Source organism: Falsiroseomonas oryziterrae (assembly GCF_021864505.1).
GTDB classification, from domain to species: domain Bacteria; phylum Pseudomonadota; class Alphaproteobacteria; order Acetobacterales; family Acetobacteraceae; genus Falsiroseomonas; species Falsiroseomonas oryziterrae.
In genome coordinates this window covers 1-16,751 of record NZ_JAKJIB010000056.1, presented here as the reverse complement: position 1 = coordinate 16,751, position 16,751 = coordinate 1, and the positions used below count along the sequence as shown (strand labels likewise).

At 72.0% G+C, this 16,751-nt stretch carries 15 protein-coding genes; 6 read left to right on the top strand and 9 right to left on the bottom strand.

The window, feature by feature from the left end; genetic code table 11:
- From L2I40_RS07360 to L2I40_RS07345, 4 genes are all read right to left on the bottom strand, one after another.
- The coding region (locus L2I40_RS07360; RefSeq protein ID WP_237214258.1) for a TRC40/GET3/ArsA family transport-energizing ATPase at nt 1-1,091 on the bottom strand (1,091 nt) is incomplete at its 3' end.
- 37 nt (nt 1,092-1,128) lie between these two features.
- The gene (locus tag L2I40_RS07355; protein ID WP_237214257.1) at nt 1,129-2,316 is read right to left on the bottom strand and encodes a thiolase family protein; all 1,188 of its coding nucleotides are present in this window, start codon (nt 2,314-2,316) and stop codon (nt 1,129-1,131) included.
- A gap of 420 nt (nt 2,317-2,736) precedes the next feature.
- The gene (locus L2I40_RS07350) at nt 2,737-3,471 is read right to left on the bottom strand and encodes a CPBP family glutamic-type intramembrane protease (RefSeq protein ID WP_237214256.1); all 735 of its coding nucleotides are present in this window, start codon (nt 3,469-3,471) and stop codon (nt 2,737-2,739) included.
- Nucleotides 3,461-4,732 carry an acyltransferase family protein gene (locus tag L2I40_RS07345; RefSeq protein ID WP_237214254.1) on the bottom strand — a complete coding sequence of 424 codons (1,272 nt, stop codon included), beginning with the start codon at nt 4,730-4,732 and terminating at the stop codon, nt 3,461-3,463. The genes L2I40_RS07350 and L2I40_RS07345 overlap by 11 nt, the downstream gene beginning before the upstream one ends.
- A 20-nt stretch (nt 4,733-4,752) precedes the next feature.
- Between L2I40_RS07345 and L2I40_RS07340 the strand changes: the two genes are divergently transcribed.
- The 5 genes from L2I40_RS07340 to L2I40_RS07320 all read left to right on the top strand — a co-directional run bounded on the left by L2I40_RS07340 (nt 4,753) and on the right by L2I40_RS07320 (nt 10,724).
- Nucleotides 4,753-5,535: a TetR/AcrR family transcriptional regulator gene (locus L2I40_RS07340; RefSeq protein ID WP_237214253.1), complete on the top strand. Its 783-nt coding sequence runs from the start codon at nt 4,753-4,755 to the stop codon at nt 5,533-5,535.
- A 423-nt stretch (nt 5,536-5,958) separates the two neighbouring features.
- On the top strand, nt 5,959-8,571 hold the full coding sequence (locus tag L2I40_RS07335; RefSeq protein ID WP_237214252.1) for a penicillin-binding protein 1A: 2,613 nt from the start codon (nt 5,959-5,961) through the stop codon (nt 8,569-8,571).
- A 10-nt stretch (nt 8,572-8,581) separates the two neighbouring features.
- Nucleotides 8,582-9,712 (top strand): peptide chain release factor 2, encoded by a 1,131-nt coding sequence (prfB, locus tag L2I40_RS07330; RefSeq protein WP_237214250.1) that lies wholly within the window; start codon nt 8,582-8,584, stop codon nt 9,710-9,712.
- 2 nt (nt 9,713-9,714) lie between these two features.
- The gene (locus tag L2I40_RS07325) at nt 9,715-10,350 is read left to right on the top strand and encodes a class II aldolase/adducin family protein (protein WP_237214248.1); all 636 of its coding nucleotides are present in this window, start codon (nt 9,715-9,717) and stop codon (nt 10,348-10,350) included.
- Nucleotides 10,351-10,430: 80 nt separating this feature from the next.
- Complete coding sequence (locus L2I40_RS07320) at nt 10,431-10,724, top strand: hypothetical protein (protein ID WP_237214246.1); 294 nt, start codon at nt 10,431-10,433, stop codon at nt 10,722-10,724.
- A gap of 254 nt (nt 10,725-10,978) precedes the next feature.
- Here L2I40_RS07320 and L2I40_RS07315 read toward each other — a convergent pair whose 3' ends face one another.
- Genes L2I40_RS07315 through L2I40_RS07300 form a run of 4 tightly spaced genes read right to left on the bottom strand, consistent with a single transcriptional unit; the run spans nt 10,979 to nt 15,688 of the window.
- Nucleotides 10,979-11,350, bottom strand: a complete 372-nt coding sequence (locus tag L2I40_RS07315) for a nuclear transport factor 2 family protein (protein ID WP_237214245.1) — start codon at nt 11,348-11,350, stop codon at nt 10,979-10,981.
- Nucleotides 11,350-12,981 (bottom strand): acyl-CoA synthetase, encoded by a 1,632-nt coding sequence (locus L2I40_RS07310; RefSeq protein WP_237214243.1) that lies wholly within the window; start codon nt 12,979-12,981, stop codon nt 11,350-11,352. The genes L2I40_RS07315 and L2I40_RS07310 overlap by 1 nt, the downstream gene beginning before the upstream one ends.
- Nucleotides 12,982-13,782 (bottom strand): enoyl-CoA hydratase, encoded by an 801-nt coding sequence (locus L2I40_RS07305; protein ID WP_237214241.1) that lies wholly within the window; start codon nt 13,780-13,782, stop codon nt 12,982-12,984.
- A gap of 1 nt (nt 13,783) precedes the next feature.
- Nucleotides 13,784-15,688, bottom strand: coding sequence for a propionyl-CoA synthetase (locus L2I40_RS07300; RefSeq protein WP_237214240.1), 1,905 nt, complete (start codon nt 15,686-15,688; stop codon nt 13,784-13,786).
- A 172-nt stretch (nt 15,689-15,860) separates the two neighbouring features.
- Here L2I40_RS07300 and L2I40_RS07295 point away from each other — a divergent pair, with 172 nt between their 5' ends.
- Nucleotides 15,861-16,457: a 3'-5' exonuclease gene (locus tag L2I40_RS07295; protein WP_237214239.1), complete on the top strand. Its 597-nt coding sequence runs from the start codon at nt 15,861-15,863 to the stop codon at nt 16,455-16,457.
- Nucleotides 16,458-16,462: 5 nt separating this feature from the next.
- Here L2I40_RS07295 and L2I40_RS07290 read toward each other — a convergent pair.
- Nucleotides 16,463-16,751, bottom strand: a 289-nt coding sequence (locus L2I40_RS07290; RefSeq protein WP_237214237.1) for a putative nucleotidyltransferase substrate binding domain-containing protein, incomplete at its 5' end; no start/stop codon positions are given.

Genomic DNA, 16,751 nt, shown 5'->3' with positions numbered 1-16,751 from the left:
GCCGCATCGGTGGTGCTGAGATGCACCGTCCGGCCGCGCGCGACGAGGCCGACGGCGATGGCGGCCGCCACCGTCGTCTTCCCGACGCCGCCCTTGCCCATGACCATGACCAGCCCGTGCTCGTGCGCGGCGAGCTCCGCGACGAGGGCGTCGAGCCCGGGCAGCGCCGGTTCGGCCTGCACGACGGCCGCCATCGACCCCGGCGGCTCCGCATCCGGCCGGAACAGCGCGCGCAGCGCCGGCAGCCCGACCATGTCGAAGCCGCGCATCGCCACCTCGTCGCGCGGCAGCGCACGCAGCGCCTCGGGCATGGCCTCCAGCGCCGCCCCGCCGGCCCGCTCGACGGCCTGCGCGACCGCATCCTCCGACGCGGCGCGAAAGACGCCGTTCACCACCAGGCGCTGATTCGCGAGGCCCAGCGCCGCCAGCTCGCCCGAGCTGCGCGCCGCCTCGGCGAGCGCCGCGGGCTCCGGCCTGGTCACCAGCACCACCAGGGTCGTCGCCGCATCGCCCAGCGCCTGCATCGCGCGCCGGAACCGCGCTTCCTGCATCTTCAGCCCGGAATGCGGGCCGAGGCAGGAGGCGCCCGCCTCGTTCGCCGCGAGGAAGCCCGACCAGGCCGCGGGCAGGCTGAGCAGCCGGAGCGTGTGCCCGGTCGGGGCGGTGTCGAAGATCACATGGTCGTGCTCCGCCGCGCCGCCGGCCAGCAGCGTGGCGAACTCGTCGAAGGCGGCGACCTCCGTCGTGCAGGCGCCGGAGAGCTGCTCCTTCACCTTCGCGCGTTCCGTCTCCGCCGCGCCGCGCATCTGGTCCAGCACGCGCGCCCGATAGGCGTCGGCCGCGGCGTCCGGGTCGATGTTCAGGGCGGAGAGGCCGGGCACGCCCGGCACCGGGCGCGGCGTGGCGGAGAGCGCGACGCCCAGCATCTCGTCGAGGTTGGAGGCCGGATCGGTGCTGACCAGCAGCACGCGGCGCCCGGCCTCGGCCAGCGCGATGGCCGAGGCGCAGGCGATCGAGGTCTTCCCGACGCCGCCCTTGCCGGTGAAGAACAGGTGGCGCGGCGGCTGCACCAGGAAGCCGGGCAGGCTCATCGTCGACAACCTCGCCGCACGCCCTCGTCCCGACGGCTCAGGACAGCCGCTCGAGGCAGAGCGCGATGCCCTGCCCGCCGCCGATGCAGAGGGTGACGAGCCCGCGCCGCTGCCCGGCACGGACCATGCCATGCAGCAGCCGGGTGGCCAGCACCGCGCCGCTCGCGCCGATCGGGTGGCCATGCGCGATCGCGCCGCCCTCGGGGTTCACGGCCTCCTCCCGCAGTCCCGTCTCGCGCATCACGGCGATCGCGATCGCCGCGAAGGCCTCGTTGATCTCGGCGCGCTCGATCTCCTCCGCGCGCCAGCCCGCCCGCGCCAGGGCGCGCTGCACGGCCGGCACGGGCCCGAGCCCGAACATCCCCGGCTCGACGGCGCCGACGCCGGCCGAGACGAGCCGCGCCATCGGTGTCAGGCCGAGGCGTTCCGCGGCGCTGCGCTCGGCGACGATCATGGCCGCGGCCCCGGTGTTCAGTCCCGGCGCGTTCCCGGCGGTGATCGTGCCCTCCTTCCGGAAGGCCGGGCGCAGCTTCGCCAGCGTCTCCGCGGTCGTGTCCGGCCGGTTGTGCTCGTCCTTCGCGAACGCGACCGGCCCCTTGCGGCCCTGGATCTGGACCGGCGCGATCTCGCCCTCGAAGAGCCCCGCGGCCTGGGCCGCCGAGAAGCGGGTCTGCGAGCGGAGCGCCCATGCGTCCTGCTCCTCGCGTGAGATCCCGCACTTTGTCGCCAGGTCCTCCGTGTGCCAGCCAGAATGCTGGCCGGAGAAGGCGTCGTTCAGGCCGTCATGCAGCATGCTGTCGATGAGCTGGCCGTCGCCCATGCGCATCCCCCAGCGGCCGTTCGGGAGCAGGTAGGGCGCGCGGTCCATGTTCTCCATGCCGCCCGCGATCATCACCTCCGCCTCGCCCAGGCGGATCTCCTGGGCCGCGGAGGCGATGGCCTGCGCGCCGGAGCCGCAGACGCGGTTGACCGTCAATGCGGGGGCCGAGACGGGGATGCCGGCGCCGATCGCCGCCTGGCGGGCCGGGTTCATGCGGTTGCCGGCCTGGATCACGTTGCCCATCACCACGCCGTCGATCCGGGCCGGGTCCAGTCCCGCGCGCTCCATGGCGGCGCGGATGGCGACCGCGCCGAGCTCGGCGGCCGGCATGTCCTTCAGCGTGCCGCCGAAGGTGCCGATCGCGGTTCGGACCGGGGCACAGATCACGACGTCTCGCTCAGCCATGGACGTTCCTCCTGTCGTCGGCCCGCGCGGGGCGCGCGGGCACGCGGTCGAAGCTGCGCCCGTCGGTCGCGCCCGCGGCTTCGTTTGATCCTCAGGCTACCGCCGCCGGACCCGGCCTGCCTTGCGTCGCATCAACTTCGGAGCCCTTTGCCGGGCAGCCCGGAAGCTTCTCGGCGCAGGATGCCGACATCGTGTTGCGCCCGCTGGCGGCGCGCGCCGGCCGCACGGAGCGGATCGCGGGGCGCGCGGTGTCCGTGGCGCGCGGCGGTGGAGGCATTAGGCGAAGTCATCGCCGCGCTGCTGCGGGGGGTTCTCGGAGCGCGCGGCGGCGGGGGTGGTGTAGAGGCGCAGCTATTCAGGGTTGCAGCTGTTGCCGCTTTCGACCCGTAGCGGACTCTCCGCGCGGCGCCTCACATCGCGTCATGGCCATGCCTCGGCGGCAAGCGCGGCTGCTGCGAAGCCGAGATGCAAGCCGGCGTGCGCGAGCATCGCAGCGACGAGGTCGCGCTGGGCGAAGAACAGGCCGAAGACCGCGCCCGCCATCCCGTTCAGGAGAAGCGTGCGTAGCACCGCGCCGGCTGCGGGTGGCGATCCGGCGAGGGCGAGCGCCGGCAGGTGGCTGGCGGCAAAGAGCGCGGCCGCACCGATCGCCGCAGCGGGCATGATCCAGTGTGGCGGGCGTGCCGTGCGGTCCGCGACGAGCCACGCGAGCGCCACCAAGAGAAGGCTCATCGCAAACCAGCGGAACATCACCTCCTCGACCACGGCGCCGTAGAGCAGCCCGACCACCAGTCCGCTGGCGCTCCACGCCTCGATGACGCTGGGTGGATGGCTCTCGGCCGCCTGCCACAGGCCGCGCAAACCGTGGTCGGCAGCCGCCATGACGAGGCCGAACAGCGCGCCCGCCGTCACCTGCCCTGCCCGCCGGGCGAGCGAGACGCTGTCGGCGAGACGCAGGTCGGCACGGACCGCCAGCCGGCTGCCCGCGAGGGCGGCGACGACCAGGAGCAGTGTGGGCTGCAGCAGCAGCGCCGTTGTCGGCACGCCGGGCACCTCGGGCAGCATGAGGCACAGCGACAGGATCCCAGGGACGCCCGCGAGCATGAGCGCACTGCGCGGCGTAGCGCGCGACACGGCGTCGAACTCACCGGTCATGGCGAATCGCTTCCTTTCTGGGCCGGCCTGCGACGAGGATGGACGCAGCGAAGGGCGGCTCGAACTGCGACGTCGGGATCAGCGGCACGCGAGCAACTGACCTGGCGGCCGGAGCACGGCGCGGCAGACCCATGCCGAACAGCGGCCGCAGCGACGCCGAGCGAGCCACCAGGGCCGCACCGGCCAAGCTCATCACGACCGCCGCACCCGCGATCGCGAGGCCCTTCAGGAGCGGCGCGTCCTGCCAGCCGAACAGCGCCCAGCCCAGCAGGACGATGATGGTCTGGTGGAGCATGTAGAAGGCCATGGACAGCGGCGCGAAGGCCGCGAGGGGGCGGATCGGCCGGGCGAGCCAGCGCCGGCCGGCGCCGAGCAGCGCGAGTAGGACCAGCCACTCCGCCGCGGTGCGGAGAGCGAGCCGGGCTTGGGGCGCGACCTCGACCGCGCCGAGTCCACCGCGCGCCACAGGCATCGCCGCGAACCACAGCGTCGCGGCCAACGCCGCGAGCCCCGCGAACAAGGCAAGATGTCGTGCGATCGCAGCGGACAGCGTCAGGTTGCGGCCGAACCACCAGCCGAGGATCACCAGCAGCCCGTAATGCGCGTGGTTCGCCCAGTCCTTCACAAGGTCATGGCTGCCCGGAAAGGCGGGCCGGAGCGCGATCTCAAGGGCTGCAAGCGGCGCGATGGGCAGCGCCAGTCGCCAGGGGCGGGCTGCGGCCCAGCGCGCGAGCCCCGCGCCATCCCCGGCGCGCGAGACCAGCGCCAGCAGGACGGCGTAGACGAACAGGTAGGGTAGGAACCACAGGTGGTGCCAGGAGAAGTTGGCCGCCGGGTAGCAGCAGACGAGAGCGTGCGGCAGGAACTCGACGAAACCGCCCTCGAAGACGGGCGCGCTCTGCCGCAGCGGCGCCGCCGGCGTCACGCGCTCCGCCCAGACCTGCGGCGGCACCAGGATGAGGATGCCGAAGGCCAGCGGCAGGAGGAGGCGTGCAACCCGTTCCTGCAGGAAGGCCAGCGGGCCGCGCGCCGCGAGCGCATAGGCGGCCGCCGTGCCGGCCAGCAGGAAGAGCAGCGGCATCTGCCAGAATTCGATCGTGCGTAGCAGAACAGAGGCCGCGCCGAAGGGGGCGTTGGCGTCCTTCATGTGCCAGGGCGTGGCGTCGAACAGCCGCGCAGTGTGGAAGGGGACGAGCATCAGGACAGCGAGGCTGCGAAGGTTGTCCACGTCGTGGCGGCGGGGGCTGGACAGGGGGGGCATGGGGCACCTACGCTCAATGAATGAACCGATCATTCAGTAATTCGGGAAGGCCTGCAACGCGCAGGGGCCCGCGTGCCGCGCCGGGCAGGCTTGCGGCCATCGCGGACGCCGCCGCCCGCGTCTTCACCCGCCAGGGCTTCCGGCTGTCACAGGTCGCCGACGTGGCGCGCGAGGCGGGGGTGGCCGCCGGGACCGTCTATCTCTACGCGGCCGACAAGACGGCGCTGCTCGATCTTGCGATCCGGGCAGCAGCCCGCCTCGGGCTGCCGGAGCCCGGCGATGGACCGATCGAGCCCGACCTATCCGCCACTCTCGCCGAGGCGCTGGGTCCGCGGCTCCCAATGCCCCGTATCGCGGCCGTCGCGGCCGGGGAGGCGAAAGGCGCGGCCGCGCCGCGTGCCCTGCTCGCGGAGCTCTACGACCTGCTGGAGCGGGAGGCACCGCTCATCCTGCTGCTCGACAGACTGGGCGCCGAAGTTCCGGAGATCCGGGATGCCTACACGGTGGGGCTGCGAGATAAGGCCTTCGCCGACTTCACCGCTGCGATCGAGCGCCTGGCGGCGAGCGGAAGCGTGCGACGAGACCTCGATCCGCGGATGATGGCGCGCGCCGTCCTCGAGATGCTGGCCTGGATGGCCATGCGGCGGCCCCGCGATTCCGCCCCGCCTGCGGGCGCCGAGGCGGTCGCGCGCGAGACGACGCTCGAACTTGCGGTGGCTGCTCTCGGGGTGACGCGACACGAGGCGCCCCTGGCAGCGGCCGAACCAGCCCCGAAGTCACGGGATGCACGGGTCAGGCGGTAGGGCGCCCGGACACGGTCCGGTTCCCGCCCATGACAGACGCTCGGCCCGCAAGCATGCCGCACGCCGCCGATTCCCCTGGACCTTCCCCGGCCGAGCGCGCAGGGTAGGTAATACGTCCTAGTAACGGGCCCGCTCTTTCAACCCGTGCATCTGCCCCCGGTCACCGCCTCCCCCCAGGCCGGTCAATTTGTCCGAACCCGCATTGCGCCACACGCACCCGCGTAGAGGGCCAAAGCGCTAAAGTCGCCGCCCCCGCTGCTGGCCCGTCGATTTGTCCGAAACCCCCCGACCCGCACGCCCGGCCAAAGTGCCAAAGCGGTAAAGCGCCAAAGCCGCGCGCCCCCGCCACACCCGCGGAACAACACCCCGCGCGCGCACCGCCGCCATACCCGCCCCCGCCCCGGCTGGTGTATGCACTCCCCCATGGACACCCCTGAGCTCCGCGCCGAGGGCCGGCTGGGCGGCGATCGCCCCGCCTCGCCGCCCCCGCCGCCCAAGGACACCCGCCGCAAGGACCGCCCGAAGCGCCGCCGCTTCGGCGGCACGCTCGGCTTCCTCTTCAAGACCATGCTGGTCCTCGGCGTCACCGGCGCGCTCGCTGCCGGCGTCGCCGGCTTCGCCCTCTACCGCAACGCCAGCTCCGAACTGCCGGACTATTCCTGGCTCGCCGACTACCAGCCGCCGCAGATGTCGCGCGTCTACGCGGCCGACAGCCGCCTGATGGCGGAGCTCGCCCAGGAACGCCGCGTCTTCGTGCCCATCGAGGCCATCCCCCAGCGCGTCCAGCAGGCCTTCGTCGCCGCCGAGGACCAGAACTTCTGGACCCACCACGGCGTGGACCCCGTCGCCATCGCCCGCGCCGTCATGGTCAATGTCGAGCAGATGGGCACCGGCCGCCGCCCCATCGGCGCCTCCACCATCACCCAGCAGGTCGCCAAGAACATGCTGGTCGGCGCCGACCGCACCCTGATGCGCAAGGTGCGCGAGGCCATCCTCGCGGTCCGCATCGAGAACGCGATGCCGAAGGCCCGCATCCTCGAGATCTACCTGAACGAGATCTTCCTCGGGCAGCAGGCCTATGGCGTCGCCGCCGCCGCGCAGACCTACTTCAACAAGTCGCTCGACGAGCTGACGCTGTCGGAAGCCGCCTTCCTCGCCGCCCTGCCGAAGGCGCCGAACAACCTCAACCCGGTGCGCTTCCCCGAAGCCGCCCGCGCGCGCCGCGACTACGTGCTGACCCGCATGGTCGAGGACGGCTTCGTGACGCGCGAGGAAGCCGACCGCGCGCGGGCCGAGCCGCTGACGCCGCGCCCGACCCGCCGCCCCGACATGATCCAGGTCGGCGGCCACTTCTCGGAAGAGGTGCGGCGCGAGCTGATCGCCCGCTTCGGCGCCGAGCAGACGACGATGGGCGGCCTCGTCGTCCGCACCTCCCTCGAGCCCGCGCTGCAGCTGGAAGCCGAACGCGCGCTGCGCCGCGGCCTGATGGAGTTCGACCGCCGCCGCGGCGGCTGGCGCGGCCCCGTCGCGCAGATCAACGCCTCGGCCACGGAGTGGCTGCCCGCCTTGCAGGCCGTCCCCCGCGTGCCCGGCATGCTCCCCGAATGGCGCCTCGCCGTCGCGCTCGAGGTCCGCGACCGCGAGGCCCGCATGGCCTGGCTGGAACGCCCCGAACCGCGCGCCACCCCGCAGCCCCGCACCGCCATGCTGGCCTTCGAGGAAGTCACCTGGGCCCGCCCGGTGCGCGACGGCCGGCTCGGTCCCGTGCCGCGCCGCATGCAGGACGTGCTCAATGTGGGCGACGTCGTGCTGGTGGAGATGCAGCCCGCCGCCGTCACCACCACCGCCGGCCCCCAGGGCAGCCCCCAGGGCGCCCGCCAGGCCCTCCGCCCCGAACGCCTCGCGCTGCGCCAGGTGCCGGAGGTCGAAGGCGCCGTCGTCGCGCTCGACCCCAACAACGGCCGCGTGCTGGCGATGGCCGGCGGCTGGTCCTTCGACAAGTCCTGGTACAACCGCGCGACGCAGGCGATGCGCCAGCCCGGCTCCTCCTTCAAGCCCTTCGTCTACCTCCCCGCGCTGGAACAGGGCGTGCCGCCGAACCAGCTGCTGCTCGACGCGCCGGTCGAGATCATGACGCCGCAGGGCATGTGGCGGCCCGGCAACTACGGCGGCGGCGCGCCGCAAGGCTGGGTGACGATGCGCAGCGCGATGGAGCGCAGCCTCAACCTCGTCACCATCCGCCTCGCCCAGCAGGTCGGCATGCAGGCCGTCTCCGACACCGCGAGCCGCTTCGGCGTGATCCCGAACATGCCGCGCTTCCTGGCGATGTCGCTCGGCGCCGGCGAGACGACGGTGCTGCGCCAGGCCGCCGGCTATGCGGGCTTCGTCAATGGCGGCCGGCAGATCACGCCGACGCTGATCGACACCGTGCAGGACCGCCACGGCCGCGTGGTGTGGCGCACCGACCTCCGCCGCTGCGGCGGCTGCGAGGGCGAGAACTTCGCCGCCGGCCCGCCCCAGCTGACGGAGGAACGGCGCCAGATCGCCGACCCGATCGCCTCCTTCCAGATGGTGAGCCTGCTGCAGGGCACCGTGCAGCGCGGCACCGGCACGCGCGCCGGGGAAGGCCTCGGCCGCCCCGTCGCCGGCAAGACCGGCACCACGGACGACTACAAGGACGCCTGGTTCGTGGGTTTCACCCCGGACCTCGTGGTCGCGGTGTGGGTCGGCTACGACGAGCCGCGTAGCATGGCCGTCGCCGGCGCACCCGATGCCGACGTCACCGGCGGCCGCCTCGCCGCGCCGATCTTCCGCGACGTGATGGCCGCCGCCCTGCAGGGCAGCCCGCCCATTCCCTTCCGCGCGCCCCCCGGCACCGCGCTGGTGCGCCTGCAGCTGGAGAACGGCCAGACCATCCTGGAGGCCTTCCGCCCCGGCACCGAGAACAGCGCGCGTCCGCCCTCCGATCCCTTCGGCGGCGCCAGCGGCGGTGCGGCCGCCGCCGGCCTGGACCGGGGTTTGGGCGGGTTGTACTGAGCCGCCCGTCATGAGTGCCGAGTCCGACCGGCTGAAGGCCGAGATCGCGGAGAGCATCGCGCTGCTCCGCAACCACATCGACTGGGACGCCGCCGTCGTGCGGCTCGCCGAGCTGAACGCGCGCGCCGAGGATCCGGACCTCTGGAACAAGGCGGAGGAAGCGCAGGCGGTGATGCGCGAGCGCAACCGTCTCGCCGCCCAGGTCGAGGGCGTGCAGAAGCTGGAACGCGACGTCGCCGACGCGCTCGAGCTGATCGAGCTGGCGGAGGCAGAGGGCGACCAGGGCACGGTGGACGCGGCGCTCGCCGACCTCCGCGCCGCGGCGGCCGAGGCCAAGCGACGCGAGATCGAAAGCCTGCTCTCGGGCGAGGCCGACGCCAACGACTGCTACCTGGAAGTCAACGCCGGCGCCGGCGGCACCGAGGCCCAGGACTGGGCCGAGATGCTGCTGCGCATGTACAGCCGCTGGGCCGAGGCGCATGGCTACAAGGTGGCGATGACGGAGCGGAGCGACGGCGAGCAGGCCGGCGTGAAGAGCGCGACGATCCAGGTGAGCGGCGCCAACGCCTATGGCTGGCTGAAGACGGAAAGCGGCGTGCACCGCCTGGTGCGCATCAGCCCCTTCGACGCCGCCGCGCGCCGCCAGACCAGCTTCGCGAGCGTCTACGTCTATCCGGTGATCGACGACCGCATCCAGATCGAGATCAACCCGGCCGACCTGAAGACCGACACCTTCCGAGCCTCCGGCGCCGGCGGCCAGCACGTCAACAAGACGGAGTCGGGCGTCCGCTTCACCCACATCCCGACCGGCATCGTGGTGGCGTCCACCCAGGACCGCAGCCAGCATCGCAACCGCGCCATCGCGATGGAGATGCTGAAGGCGCGCCTGTATGAGCTGGAGCTGTCGAAGCGCGAGGCGATCAACGCCGCGACCGAAGCCGGCAAGACCGACATCGGCTGGGGCCACCAGATCCGGTCCTATGTGCTGCAGCCGTACCAGATGGTGAAGGACCTGCGCACCGGCGTGGAGAAGGGCAACCCGGCCGCGGTGCTGGACGGCGAGCTCGACGAGTTCATGGCCGCGGCGCTCGCCCTCCGCGTCGGTGCGACACGCTCGGACGCGAGCGCGCAGGCGCAGTAGCCATGGCGGATCGCGCGGCGCTGGTGGAAGCGGCCCGCGCGCTCGATGCCGCGGGCTTCATGCCGCAGAAGTCGGGCAATCTCTCGCTGCGCACGCCGCGCGGCTTCCTGATCACGCCGTCGGGCCTGGCCTATGCCGCGATGACGGCAGACGACCTGGTGGAGTGCGCGGCGGACGGCGCGCCGCTGTCGAATGGCCGCCCGTCCTCCGAATGGCGCCTCCACGCCGCGATCTACCGCGTGCGGCCGGACGCACAGGCCGTGGTGCATACGCACAGCCCGCGCGCCACCGCGCTGTCCTGCGCGCGGCGGCCGATCCCGCCGATCCACTACATGATCACGCTGGCCGGCGCCGGCGCGATCCCCTGCGCGACGCACGCGACCTTCGGCACCGAGGCGCTCGCGCAATCCTGCGTCACCGCGCTCGGGTCGCATCTGCGCGCCACGCTGCTCGCCAATCACGGCGTCGTCGCGATCGGCGCGACGCTCGCCGGCGCGGTCGCGCTGGCGCGGGAAGTGGAGAACCTGGCCGGCCAGTATCTCGACCTGCTCGCCGCCGGCCTCGACCCGATGCTGCTCACCGACGCCGAGCTCGCCGAGGCAGCCACGCAGCTGAAAGGCTACGGGCGCCCGGCCTGATTGCCCCGGTAACGCCACGAAGCCGCCCCGCGGTCGCCGCCGGCGCGGTGCCCGATGTCGTCATCCGAGAGGAGGCAACGATGCGCGGCATCCGGTCCCTGCTGCTGGTCCCCGTCCTGCTCGCCGCGCCGCCGGCGCTGGCCGGGAGCCAGTCCTCCAACTCTTCCTCCAACTGCTCCAACGGCCGCTGCTCGAAGGTCGAGAGCTATGTCGTGGAGGATCGCTACGGCCGCCGCGGCTGGGTGCGGGAGGAACGGTGGCGCGAGCGGGAGTCGCGTGGCTATCGCCAGTGGCAGCCTGGCGGTGTCGTGGTCTGGCCGTTCTGGGAACCGCCACGACGTTTCCGGCGCGGGGACGACGACGACGACGATTGATAGGCTTCGACAGCAAGAAGGCCCGGGAGAGCGCTCTCCCGGGCCTTCCACATTGCCGGTGGCTTGCGCCGGCTAGGCCTGGTGACTCGCCGCCGCAGTGGCGCCAGCGATGATCCAGGCCGCGGACACGGCATCCGCCGAACTGCAATGAGACACTGGATCACCTCCTTTCGGTTGTTGACGACTAGGACGAAGGTGGAGGTGTCCGCGCCGCAGTGCAAGAAAAGATTCGCAGTCGTTCGGCGCGCGCGCCGTCAGCCGCGCAGCTCCGTCATGAAGACCTTCTGCGCCACCTGCCACCGCCCATCGATCCGCAGCAGCGACAGGAGGTCGGTGAAGAAGCGCGGCGGGATGGCGCAGCGCAGCTTGACCAGCGCCATGTCGGGGCCGACCACGTCGATCGACAGGATCTCGTCATGCCGCGCCAACCCTTGGGACTTCGGCGAGGGACGGTTGCGCACCGCCTCCAGCCAGGCGTCGCGCGGCGTGATCTTCAGCTCCCCCTCCCACCACTGCGTCAGCGCGCTGGTTGGGTGGAAGGCATGCGCGAGCTTGTCGGCATCGCCTTCGTAGAGCCCGTCGAGATAGGTCCGCACCACGGCCTCGATGGCCTCGCGATCGGTCATCAGCTCTTCGCCTTCGTGCGCAGGACGTGCTTCTGGATCTTGCCGGTGCTCGTCTTCGGCAGCTCGTCGAAGACCACGTGGCGCGGCACCTTGTAGCCGGCAAGGTGCTGCTTGCAATGCGCGATCAACTCCTCGGCCGTCGCGCTCATGCCAGGGCGGAGCTCGACGAAGGCGCAGGGCGTCTCGCCCCATTTCTCGTCGGGCTTCGCCACCACCGCCGCAACGGCAACCGCGGGATGCTTGTAGAGCGCGTCCTCGACCTCGATGGAGCTGATGTTCTCGCCGCCCGAGATGATGATGTCCTTCGAGCGGTCCTTCAGCTGGATGTAGCCGTCCGGATAGGTCACCGCGAGGTCGCCGGTGTGGAACCAGCCGCCGGCAAAGGCCTTGTCGGTGGCCTCCTTGTCCTTGAGGTAGCCCTTCATCACCACGTTGCCGCGCATCATCACCTCGCCCATCGCCGTGCCGTCGGCGGGGATCGGCGTCATGCTGTCCGGGTCCATCACCGTCAGGCCCTCGAGCGCGATGTAGCGCACGCCCTGGCGCGCCATCAGCCCAGCCTGCTCCTGCGCAGGCTTCGTGTTCCACTCGGCGTGCCACTCGTTGACGACGGAGGGGCCGTAGCATTCGGTCAGGCCATAGACGTGGCACACCGCGAAGCCGGCCGCGCGCATCGCGGCCAGCACCGCCTCGGGTGGCGGGGCGCCGGCGACGACGAACTGCACCTGGTGCGGCAGTTTCGCCTTCTCGGCCTCCGGCGTCGCCAGCAGCGTGGACATGACGATCGGCGCGCCGCACATGTGCGTGACGCCTTCCTGCGCCATCAGCCGCCACATGTCGGGCCCGCGCACGGCGCGCAAACACACATGCGTGCCGGCCTGCGCCGTGACGGTCCAGGGGAAGCACCAGCCGTTGCAGTGGAACATCGGCAGCGTCCAGAGATAGACGGGATGCTTGCCCATCCCCGCGCTCAGCACGTTGCCGATCGCCAGCAGCTGCGCGCCGCGGTGGTGATACACGACGCCCTTCGGCCGGCCGGTGGTGCCGGAGGTGTAGTTCAGCGTGATCGCATCCCACTCGTCGCCGGGCATCACCCAGGACCAGGATGCATCACCCTCGGCCAGGAACGCCTCGTAGTCCGTCGCCCCCTCCAGCCGGTTGGCGCGCGCCGCGTCGGAAGCCTCCGGATCATCCACCTCGATCAGAAGGGGCTGCACCTTGCATTGCGTCAGAGCGACGCGCAGCAGCGGCACCAATTCGCGGTCCACGATCACCGCCTTCGCCTCGCCATGGTCGAGGCAATAGGCGATGGTCCCGGCATCCAGCCGCGTGTTGAGCGTGTTCAGCACGCCGCCCGTCATCGGCACGCCGTAATGGCATTCCAGCATGGCGGGCGTGTTCGGCAGCAGCGCCGCCACCGTGTCGCCGCGGCCGATGCCGCGCTTCGACAGCGCGTGCGCCAGCCTCACGCAGCGGTCGCGCAGCTCCCGGTAGTTCCGTCGCAACGCGCCGTGCACCACGGCGGTGTGGTGCGGGAAGACCTGCGCCGCGCGCTCCATGAAGAGCAGCGGCGTCAGCGGCTGGTGGTTGGCGGGGACGCGCGGCAGGGCGTCGTAGTCGCGGGCGGCCATCTATCTGTCTTTCCACACTGCCTTGCGCTTGCCGAGGAAGGCGCCGATGCCCTCGATCGCGTCCTCGGCCAGCAGGTTCTCGGTCATCACCGCGGCGCAATGTGCATAGGCCTCGGCCAGCGGCAAGCCGCGCTGGCGATGGAACGCCGCCTTGCCGATCCGCACCGTATGCGCGCTGCGTTCGGCGATGCGCGTGGCAAGCGCCATCGTCTCCTCCGCCAGCCGCTCATGGGGCACGACGCGGTTGACGAGGGCGATGCGCTCGGCGTGCTCGGCGCCGATCATCTCGCCAGTCAGCAGCATCTCCATCGCGGGCTTGGCCGCGACCGCGCGCGACAGCGCGACGGCGGGGGTGGAGCAGAACAGGCCGATATCCACGCCCGGCGTGCAGAAGCGTGCCTGGTCGGAGGCGACGGCGAGGTCGCAGGTCGCGACAAGCTGGCAGCCCGCCGCCGTCGCCACGCCCTGCACCTGCGCGATGACCGGCTGCGGCAGCGCGACGACCGCCTGCATCACCTGCGCGCAGCGCGTCATGGCGGCGTCAAAGAAGCCCCGGCCACCGTCAGGATCGGCGCGATGCGCGGTGATCTCCCGCAGGTCGTGCCCGGCGCTGAACACCGGCCCCTCGGCGGCGAGGATCACCACGCGCACGCGCGCATCCTCCGAGATGCCGGCGAGCGCCTCCTGCAGCGCGCCGAGCATGGCGAAGGACAGCGCGTTGCGCGCCTCCGGCCGGTTCAGCGTCAGCGTCGCGATGCCGTCCGCATCCGTGCGCAGCAGCAGGGGCGCGCCGCCGTCCATGCTACTTCTCCGCCGCCTTCAGGACGTCCCCGATCTCGTCGAGGATCGCCGGATCGTCGATGGTCGGCGGCACCGCATAGGTCTCGCCATCGGCGATCTTGCGGATCGTGCCGCGCAGGATCTTGCCCGACCGCGTCTTCGGCAGCCGCGCCACCACCCGCGCATCCTTGAACGCCGCGACCGGCCCGATCTTCTCGCGCACCAGCGCGACGAGTTCCTTCGCGATGGTCGCCTCGTCCTTCGTCGTGCCGGCCTTCAGCACCACGAGCCCGATCGGCGCCTGGCCCTTCAGCGAATCCTTGACGCCCACCACCGCGCATTCCGCGACGTCGGGATGGCCCGCCAGCACCTCCTCCATCGCCCCGGTGGACAGCCTGTGGCCGGCGACGTTGATGATGTCGTCGGTCCGGCTCATCACCCAGACATAGCCGTCCGCATCCACCATCCCGGCATCCGAGGTGTTGTAGTAGCCCGGGAAGGTCTCGAGATAGGCGCTGCGGAAGCGGTCGTCGGCGTGCCACAGCGTCGGCAGGTTCGACGGCGGCAGCGGCAGCTTCACCGCGAGCGTGCCGATCTGCCCGCGCGGCACCTCCTGCCCGCCTTCGTCCAGCACGCGCAGATCGTAGCCCGGCGCCGGCTTGCCGCCGGAGCCAAAGCGGCTTTCGAACAGCCCGAAGCCACGGAAGTTGCCGCTGATGCACCAGCCCGTCTCGGTCTGCCACCAATGGTCGATCACCGGCTTCTTCAGCAGCGCGCTCGCCCATTCCGCAGTCGGCGGGTCGCAGCGCTCGCCGGCGAGGAACAGCGCCTCGAGCTTCGACAAATCGTGCTTCGCGACGAAGGCGCCCGAGGGGTCCTCCTTCTTGATGGCGCGCAGTGCGGTCGGCGCGGTGAACAGCACCTTCACGCCGTGCTGCTGGCAGACGCGCCAGAAGGCGCCGGGATCGGGCGTGCCGACCGGCTTGCCCTCGTACATCACCGTCGTGCAGCCGGCGAAGAGCGGCCCGTAGACGATGTAGCTGTGCCCCACCACCCAGCCGACATCAGATGCCGTCCACATGACGTCGCCGGCCTTCAACCCGTAGAGCATCGCCATCGAGTTCATCACCGCGACGGCGTGGCCGCCATTGTCGCGCACAATGCCCTTCGGCGCGCCCGTCGTGCCGGAGGTGTAGAGGATGTAGAGCGGATCGGTCGCCGCGACCGGCACGCAGGGCATGTGCGGCGCCTCGGCCTCGGCGGCGAGGAAGTCCACGTCGCGGCTCGGCGTCAGCTCGCAGGGCTGCTCCGGACGCTGCAGGATCAGGCAGTGCTGCGGCTGGTGCGGCGAGAGCGAGATCGCCGCGTCGAGCAGCGGCTTGTACTTCACCACGCGCCCCGGCTCGAGCCCGCAGCTCGCGGAGACGATCACCTTCGGCTTGGCGTCGGCGATGCGCGCCGCGAGCTCGGCCGCCGCGAAGCCGCCGAAGACCACCGAATGCACGGCGCCGAGCCGCGCGCAGGCCAGCATGGCGATCGCGGCTTCCGGCACCATCGGCATGTAGATGATGACGCGGTCGCCGGCCTCGACCCCGCGCGCGGCCAGCGCGCCGGCGAAGCGCGCCACGCGGTCGTGCAGCTGCGCGTAGGTAAAGGTCGCGCTGCGCCCGGTCATCGGGCTGTCCCAGATCAGCGCGGGCTGGTTGCCACGGCCGGCGCCGAGGTGGCGGTCGATCGCATTCCAGCAGGTGTTCAGGCGCCCGTCGGGGAACCAGCGACCGTAGACGCCCATCTTCGGGTCGAAGATGGTCCTGGGCGCGACCTCCCAGTCGATCGCGCGGGCGGCGCGTGACCAATAGGCGTCGGGATCGGCCTTCCACGCCGCATAGACCTCGTCGTAGCGGCTGGCCCCGGTGCTGCCGTCCATCGCGCGCCCTCCTCCTCTGCGCGGCCTTCGCGCCGCTTCCGTTCTTGCCGGCCAGTGTGCCATCGTCCCGCGCATGGCGGGAGGTCTATGGCAGTCCTGGCGGGCCCTCTTCACGGCGGTCCCCGCCGGCTCGCCGCTCGCCCCGGCCGCGGCACCCCTGCCGGACGGCCCGATGGAATCGGTGCCCTATGTCGTGTTCGACCTCGAGACGACGGGGCTGCGCCCCAGCATCTCGGATGACGTCGTGCAGATCGGCGCGGTTCGCCTTGAAGGCGGGGTGGAGACCGGCAACTTCGACACGCTGGTGAATCCCGGGCGCCCGATCCCGCCGGTCAGCACGCGCTATCACGGCGTCACGGATGCGATGGTCGCCCGCGCGCCGGGCGCGGCCGAGGCGATCGCGACCTTCCGCGACTTCGCCGCCGGCGCCGTGCTGGTCGCACACAACGCCGCCTTCGACCTGACCGCGCTCGCCGGCGCGGCGGAGCGGCGCGGCGCGCCGCGCCTGCCCAATCCCGCCATGTGCTCGATGACGCTGGCGCGCTGGCTCGACCCGCGCGAGCCGGATGTCTCGCTCGACGGGCTCTGCGGCCGCGCGGGACTGGTGATCGAGCATCGGCACCACGCGCTTGGCGATGCGCGCGCGACCGCCGTGTTGTGGATGAGCCTGCTGGCGCGCGCCGCAGCGCGCGGGTCGCTGAACCTGCCGGATCTCGCCTTCCGCAGCTCGATGACCGAGCGGATCGTGGAGAACGCGCGGCATTTCTGACCGCCTCACCAGACGCGGCCCGTGAGGTCGGCGGCAGCGGTCTTCGCGAAGCTGCGCACCGCCTTCAGCGCGTCCTTCAGCGCCGCGCGCTGCGGCGGCGCCAGCGCGGCCGTGTCCACCAGGTTGCCCGGAACGAGCCCGGCCGCCTCATCCGCCAGTTGCTGGCGCAGCACCGCATCCAGCAGCGTCGCGAAGGCGGCCTGCAGCCGCTCCGCCTCCACGGCGGAGACCACGCCGCGGGCCGCGAGCCCGGCGATGCGCGCCGGCCTTGATCGGAAGAGCACTCGTCTGAAC